The following is a 6183-nucleotide window of genomic DNA, read 5'->3' as shown; positions in this document are numbered from 1 at the left end:
CCCGGGCCTGGACCGGAGGCATGGCCTTCTACGACGGCGAAGCCGACGCGCCCCTCTCTCGGAGTGGCTGGTGTTTCACATGCTGGAGATGTCGCCCTGCTTGGCGCGGACGGCCTCGGCGGCCTCCTTGAGGCTGGCCAGCTCGTCGGCGTCCAGGTCGGTCTCGACGACCCGCTTGACGCCCTCGGCGCCGATCTCGGCCTCGACGCCCAGGTAGACACCGGAGATGCCGTACTCACCGTCGACCCAGGCGCAGACCGGCATGACCTCGCCGGAGTCCTCGGCGACGGCCTTCGCCATGCGGGCCGCGGCGGCGGACGGGGCGTAGTACGCCGAACCCGTCTTGAGCAGCGCGACCACCTCGGCGCCACCGTTGCGGGTCTTGACGACCAGCTCCTCGATCTGCTCGGCCGGCATCGCGTCACGCAGCGGCTTGCCGTTGACGGTGCTCTTCGACGGGACCGGGACCATGGTGTCGCCGTGCGAGCCCAGGGTCAGGGTGCGTACCGACGCCACCGGCACGTTCAGCGCCTCGGCGACGAAGTTGCTGAACCGGGCGGTGTCGAGCATGCCGGCCTGGCCGAGGACCCGGTTCTTCGGGAACTGGGTGGCCAGCTGCGCCAGCGCGGTCATCTCGTCGAGCGGGTTGGAGACGACGATGACGACGGCGTTCGGCGCGTACTTGGCGACGTTCTCGGCGACCTGCCGGACGATCTTGGCGTTGGTCTCCAGCAGGTCCATCCGGCTCATGCCGGGCTTACGCGGCAGACCAGCGGTGATCACGACGACGTCGGAGCCCTCGATGGCCTCGTAGCCCTCACCGTTGCGGCCGGTGGTGACGCCGACCACCTTGGTCTCGAAGCCCTCGATGGCCCGGGACTGGTTGAGGTCGAGCGCGAGACCCGCGGGCTTGCCCTCCACGATGTCGGTGATCACTACGGTGTCGAAGACGTCGTACTCGGCCAGGCGCTGTGCGGTGGTGGAGCCGTAGAAGCCAGCCCCGACGACAGTGACCTTCTTACCCATGGTCGTCCCACTCCCTGATACCAGTCGGTTTTCCGGACCGTATCAGTCATCCTGGCACCGATCAGGCCAGGGGCGGCGGCCATCGCCGGGATGGGGCGAACGTCACCGCTGTCGCCGGCGCACGTTTCAGCCGCGTTCGGCGCGCTCCACCACGTTGCTGAGCAGCATGGCCCGCGTCATCGGCCCGACACCGCCGGGCATGGGGACCAGGGCGCCGGCCGTCTCGGCCACCTCCGGGTCCACGTCGCCGGTGTAGCGGCCCTTGCCGTCCGCGCCGATCACCCGGGTGATGCCGACGTCGACCACCACCGCACCCGGGTTGATCATGTCGGCGGTGAGCAGACCCGGTACGCCGGCCGCGACGATGACGATGTCGGCGGCCCGGGTGTGCGAGGCGAGGTCGAGGGTGCCGGTGTGGCACAGGGTGACGGTGGCGTTCTCGCTGCGGCGGGTGAGCAGCAGGCCGAGCGGTCGACCGACGGTGTTGCCCCGGCCGACGACGGCGACGGTGGCGCCGCGCAGGGCCACGTCGTGGCGGCGGAGCAGCTCGATGATGCCGCGCGGGGTGCAGGGCAGCGGGCCGTCGTAGCCGAGCACGAGCCGGCCCAGGTTGACCGGGTGCAGGCCGTCGGCGTCCTTGTCCGGGTCGATCAACTCCAGCACACGCTGGGTGTCGAGGTGGGCCGGCAGCGGCAGTTGGACGATGTAGCCGTGGCACGCCGGGTCGGCGTTCAGCTCGGCCAGCACGTCGTCCACCTGCTGCTGGGTGGCGTCGGCCGGCAACTCCCGGCGGATCGAGGCGATGCCCACCTCGGCGCAGTCGCGGTGCTTGCCGTTGACGTACGCCTGACTGCCCGGATCCGCCCCGACCAGGACCGTGCCCAGCCCGGGGGTGATGCCGCGTTCCGCGAGTGCCTTCACCCGGATCCGCAGCTCGTCCTTGATCTCCGCCGCGGTTGCCTTGCCGTCCAGAAGCGTCGCCGTCACGTCCAGATCGTCTCACGACCGCCGCCCGCGGTTCCGACGACCTCGTCCGGCCGGCCCCCTGCGGCCCCGATCACCACCTGCCGAAGGTGACCATCTGTGACGTGTTGCTCGTCACTGTGAGTCACTCAGTGTTTATTCGGTCACCGTCGAACCACGCGGGCCGGTCGCAGCCGACGAATACCGGATGGGCGTCTCAACGCGTGCCGGTTCCACCCAGAAGGCGGCGGCAGGGCTGGAAACGAGCAGCATATTCGAAGGCAGGTGCCGTTTCGACCGGTTTGGGCTAGCAGCCCGATGGCGGGTCGACAAGAGAGTCGCCGCCAGACCGTTACCCACCCGCAACCGCGTCGTTGTCGAAGCCTCGCCGCCGACCTACCGTTACCGCTTGTTGCGCAGCGTAAACCCAGCGTCGGGCCTGACTGCGCAGCGTGAGGAGATGAGGAGGCTCAATGCGAGTTCGTAGACTCGCCGCCTGGACCGCCCTCCCGCTCGCGGTGACGCTGGGCCTCGCGGCCTGCGGCAGCGGCGGAGACGGTGGATCCGGTGGCAGCGACAGTTCGACGGTCAGCATCCAGATCGCCGAGCCGAAGCACCTGGTTCCCACAAACACCACCGAGACGTCCGGCTCGCAGGTCATCGCCGGCCTGTTCAGCCCGCTCGTCGACTACGACGCCCAGAACAAGCCGTACGAGGTCGCGGCCGACTCGGTCACCTCGACCGACAACAAGGTCTGGACGATCAAGCTCAAGGACGGCTACACCTTCCACAACGGCGAGAAGGTCACGGCCGAGGACTACATCAACGCCTGGAACTACGGCGCGTACGCCCCCAACGGTCAGGACACCAACCCGTTCTTCGAGAAGATCGCCGGTTACGCCGACCTGCAGGGCAAGGAGCCGAAGGCCAAGGAGATGTCCGGGCTGAAGAAGGTCGACGACCTCACCTTCACCGTGACGCTCAACGAGCCGTACATCGACTTCAAGACCACGCTGGGCTACAACGCGTTCTTCCCGATGCCGGACGCCGCGTTCTCGGCCCCGGGCGTGCTCAAGGACTCCTACGAGCAGGCGCCGATCGGACAGGGCCCCTTCAAGATGAAGGGCACCTGGCAGCACGACAGCAAGATCGAGGTCGAGCGCTACGACGCCTTCCCGGGTGAGAAGCCCAAGGTGAAGAACGTCGAGTTCCGGATCTACCAGCAGCTCACCGCGGCCTACGCGGACGTCCTGGCGGACAACCTGGACGTGCTGCCCACGATCCCGACCGAGAGCCTGAGCACCGCGCCGAGCGACCTGGGCGACCGGTACAAGACCAGCCCGATGTCGTCGTTCCAGTTCCTGGCGTTCCCGACGTTCGACAAGGACTACAGCAACCCGGACGTCCGTAAGGCCATCTCGATGGCGATCGACCGTGACGAGATCACCAAGTCGGTCTTCAAGGGCTCGCAGACGTCGGCGCGCTCCTTCGTCTCGCCGGTCCTGCCGGGCTACCGGGACGACACCACGGGCAAGTCGGGCGAGTTCAACCCGACCGAGGCCAAGAAGCTCTACCAGGCCGCCGGTGGCCCGTCGAAGATCGTCATCTCGTACAACGGCGACGGCGGTCACAAGGACTGGGTCGACGCCACCGTCAACCAGCTCAAGACCAACCTGGGCGTGGACGCGGTGGGTTCGGCCGAGCCGAAGTTCGCCGACCTGCTCACCAAGGTCGAGAACAAGACGCCGGTGGGTGCGTTCCGGATGGGTTGGGTCATGGACTACCCGACCATGGAGGACTACCTCGGCCCGCTGTACAGCACGAACGGCTCGTCGAACTACTACGGCTACAGCAACCCGGAGTTCGACAGGCTGGTCAAGGAGGGTTCCGCCGCCAAGACGCAGGACGAGGCGATCGCCAAGTACCAGCAGGCGGAGGACATCCTGGCCAAGGACATGCCGGTGATCCCGCTCCGCTTCGGCGAGAACGTGTTCGGCCACTCGTCCAAGGTCAAGAACGTGGAGATGGACCTGTTCCAGCGGGTCAACCTCGTCAAGATCGAAGCGGCCAGCTGAGCTGACCATGGTGCGGGCCACCCGGGCGACGTCGCCCGGGTGGCCCGGACCGCGTCACCGGGGGCCGGGCCGCAGCAGCGGACCCGGCGTCGGTGGTGCCTGCTCCCCCGGGCCGGACAGCGCATCTCAGATATTTCGGGTACGACCAGAGATGCCGTCCTGCGACCCTTTCGCACATTTCCGGAGAGACTGCTAAGCATGTTCCGCTACATCTTGCGGCGCCTACTGCAGATGGTCCTGGCGTTCTTCGGGACCACCCTGATCGTCTACGCGCTGACATTCGCCGGGCAGGGTGACCCGATCCAGGCACTCGCCGGTGAGCGGCCGGTGACACCGGCCCAACGGGAGTACCTGACCGAGAAGTACAACCTGGATCAGACAGGCGTCGGCGGCTTCTTCTACCGCTACTTCGACTACGTCAAGGACCTGCTCCAGGGCAACCTGGGCGAGTCGCTCACCGGTCGGAGCATCGGCGACATCCTCCAGCAGGCCTGGCCGGTCACCGTACGACTCGCGCTCATCGCGCTCGCCGTGGCGATCATCTTCGGCGTCAGCGCCGGTGTGCTCGCCGGCATCCGCCGGGCCAGCATCTTCGACAACTCGACGCTGGTGCTGACCCTGCTGGTGCTGGGCATCCCGACCATCGTGCTGGCCCCGCTGGCGCAGTACTTCCTGGGCGTCAAGTTCCAGCTCTTCCCGCCCACCGCCGGCTCCGACCCCTCGTTCTACGCGCTCCTGCTGCCGGGCATCGTGCTCGGCTCGTTGTCGCTGGCCACCGCGTTGCGGCTCACCCGCGCCTCGGTCGCGGAGAACCTGCGTGCCGACTACGTCCGGACCGCCCGGTCGAAGGGCCTGGTCAAGCGCCGCATCGTCATCGTCCACGTGCTGCGCAACTCGCTCATCCCGGTCATCACCTTCCTCGGTGTGGAGCTGGGCAACCTGATGAGCGGCGCGATCATCACCGAGGGCGTCTTCAACATCCCCGGCGTGGGCTTCAACCTCTTCCGCGGCATCCGCACCGAGGACGGCCCCCTGGTGGTGGGCATCGTCAGCGTGCTGGTCGTGGTCTACCTGGTCTCGAACCTGGTGGTGGACGTCCTGTACGCCGTACTCGACCCAAGGATCCGCTATGAGTGAGCGCAGCGAGGTGCGGGCATGAGTGACTTCGAGACGGTGGCGGCCAGCGAGAACCAGGCCGCACGGCGGGGCCCTTCGGGCGAGCCGGGCACACCCAACCAGGTCGGCGTCGCGAACAAGCCCCGCAGCCTGGCCGGAGACGCGTGGCGCGACCTGCGTCGCAACCCGATCTTCTGGATCTCGCTGGCGCTTGTCGTCATCTTCACCCTGATGGCGTTGCTCCCGGGCGTGTTCACCGCCAACAACCCGAACGACTGCCTGCTCTCCCGGCAGCACGCGGGCCCGTCCGGCGGGGCCATTTTCGGGTACGACTTCCAGGGCTGCGACACGTACTCCCGGGCGGTCTACGGCACCCGGGCGTCGCTGCTCGTCGGCGCCCTCGCCGCGCTCGGCACCGGGATCATCGCCCTGGTGATCGGCATGCTGGCGGGTTACTTCGGTCGCTGGGTCGACGCGGTGCTCTCCCGGGTGATCGACATTGTGCTCGGCATCCCGCTGCTGCTGGCCGCGATCGTGCTGCTCAAGCGGGTGTCGAGCGACAGCCAGTGGGCACGGATCGGTGCTGTCGTCTTCGTGCTTGCCCTACTCGGCTGGACCACCGCCGCCCGGGTGGTGCGCTCCTCGGTGATCACCGCCAAGGAGCAGGACTACGTCGCGGCGGCCCGGATGCTCGGCGCCGGCAACAGCCGGATCATGTGGCGGCACATCCTGCCGAACTCGCTGGCCCCGGTCATCGTCGTGCTGACAATCGCGCTCGGCTCGTTCATCGCGGCCGAGGCGACGCTCTCCTTCCTGGGCATCGGCCTCAAGGCGCCGACCATCTCCTGGGGTCAGGACATCGACACCGGCCGGATCCACATGCGGGAGGCAGCGACGCCGCTGATCGTCCCGTCGGCATTCCTCGCGCTGACCGTGCTGGCGTTCATCATGCTCGGCGACGCGATCCGTGACGCCTTCGACCCGAAGCTGCGGTGATACAGCA

At 67.8% G+C, this 6183-nt stretch carries 5 protein-coding genes; 3 read left to right on the top strand and 2 right to left on the bottom strand.

The window, feature by feature from the left end; all coding sequences use genetic code 11:
* Positions 1–75: 75 nt before the first annotated feature.
* Positions 76–1026 carry a malate dehydrogenase gene (locus tag AB0B85_RS03260; protein ID WP_357403025.1) on the bottom strand — a complete coding sequence of 317 codons (951 nt, stop codon included), beginning with the start codon at positions 1024–1026 and terminating at the stop codon, positions 76–78.
* A gap of 126 nt (positions 1027–1152) precedes the next feature.
* Positions 1153–2013 carry a bifunctional methylenetetrahydrofolate dehydrogenase/methenyltetrahydrofolate cyclohydrolase gene (locus AB0B85_RS03255; RefSeq protein WP_357403023.1) on the bottom strand — a complete coding sequence of 287 codons (861 nt, stop codon included), beginning with the start codon at positions 2011–2013 and terminating at the stop codon, positions 1153–1155.
* Positions 2014–2462: 449 nt separating this feature from the next.
* Between AB0B85_RS03255 and AB0B85_RS03250 the strand changes: the two genes are divergently transcribed.
* The 3 genes from AB0B85_RS03250 (at position 2463) to AB0B85_RS03240 (ending at position 6176) form a co-directional block, all read left to right on the top strand.
* Positions 2463–4064, top strand: coding sequence for an ABC transporter substrate-binding protein (locus AB0B85_RS03250; protein WP_357403021.1), 1602 nt, complete (start codon positions 2463–2465; stop codon positions 4062–4064).
* A 198-nt stretch (positions 4065–4262) separates the two neighbouring features.
* Positions 4263–5201, top strand: a complete 939-nt coding sequence (locus AB0B85_RS03245) for an ABC transporter permease (RefSeq protein ID WP_357403019.1) — start codon at positions 4263–4265, stop codon at positions 5199–5201.
* 18 nt (positions 5202–5219) lie between these two features.
* Positions 5220–6176, top strand: a complete 957-nt coding sequence (locus AB0B85_RS03240; protein WP_357403017.1) for an ABC transporter permease — start codon at positions 5220–5222, stop codon at positions 6174–6176.
* Positions 6177–6183: the final 7 nt, after the last annotated feature.

The organism is Micromonospora sp. NPDC049044, assembly GCF_040649215.1.
Taxonomy (GTDB): domain Bacteria; phylum Actinomycetota; class Actinomycetes; order Mycobacteriales; family Micromonosporaceae; genus Micromonospora.
Note: the sequence above shows the minus strand (reverse complement) of the source record. Positions and strands in the feature narration are given on the sequence as shown.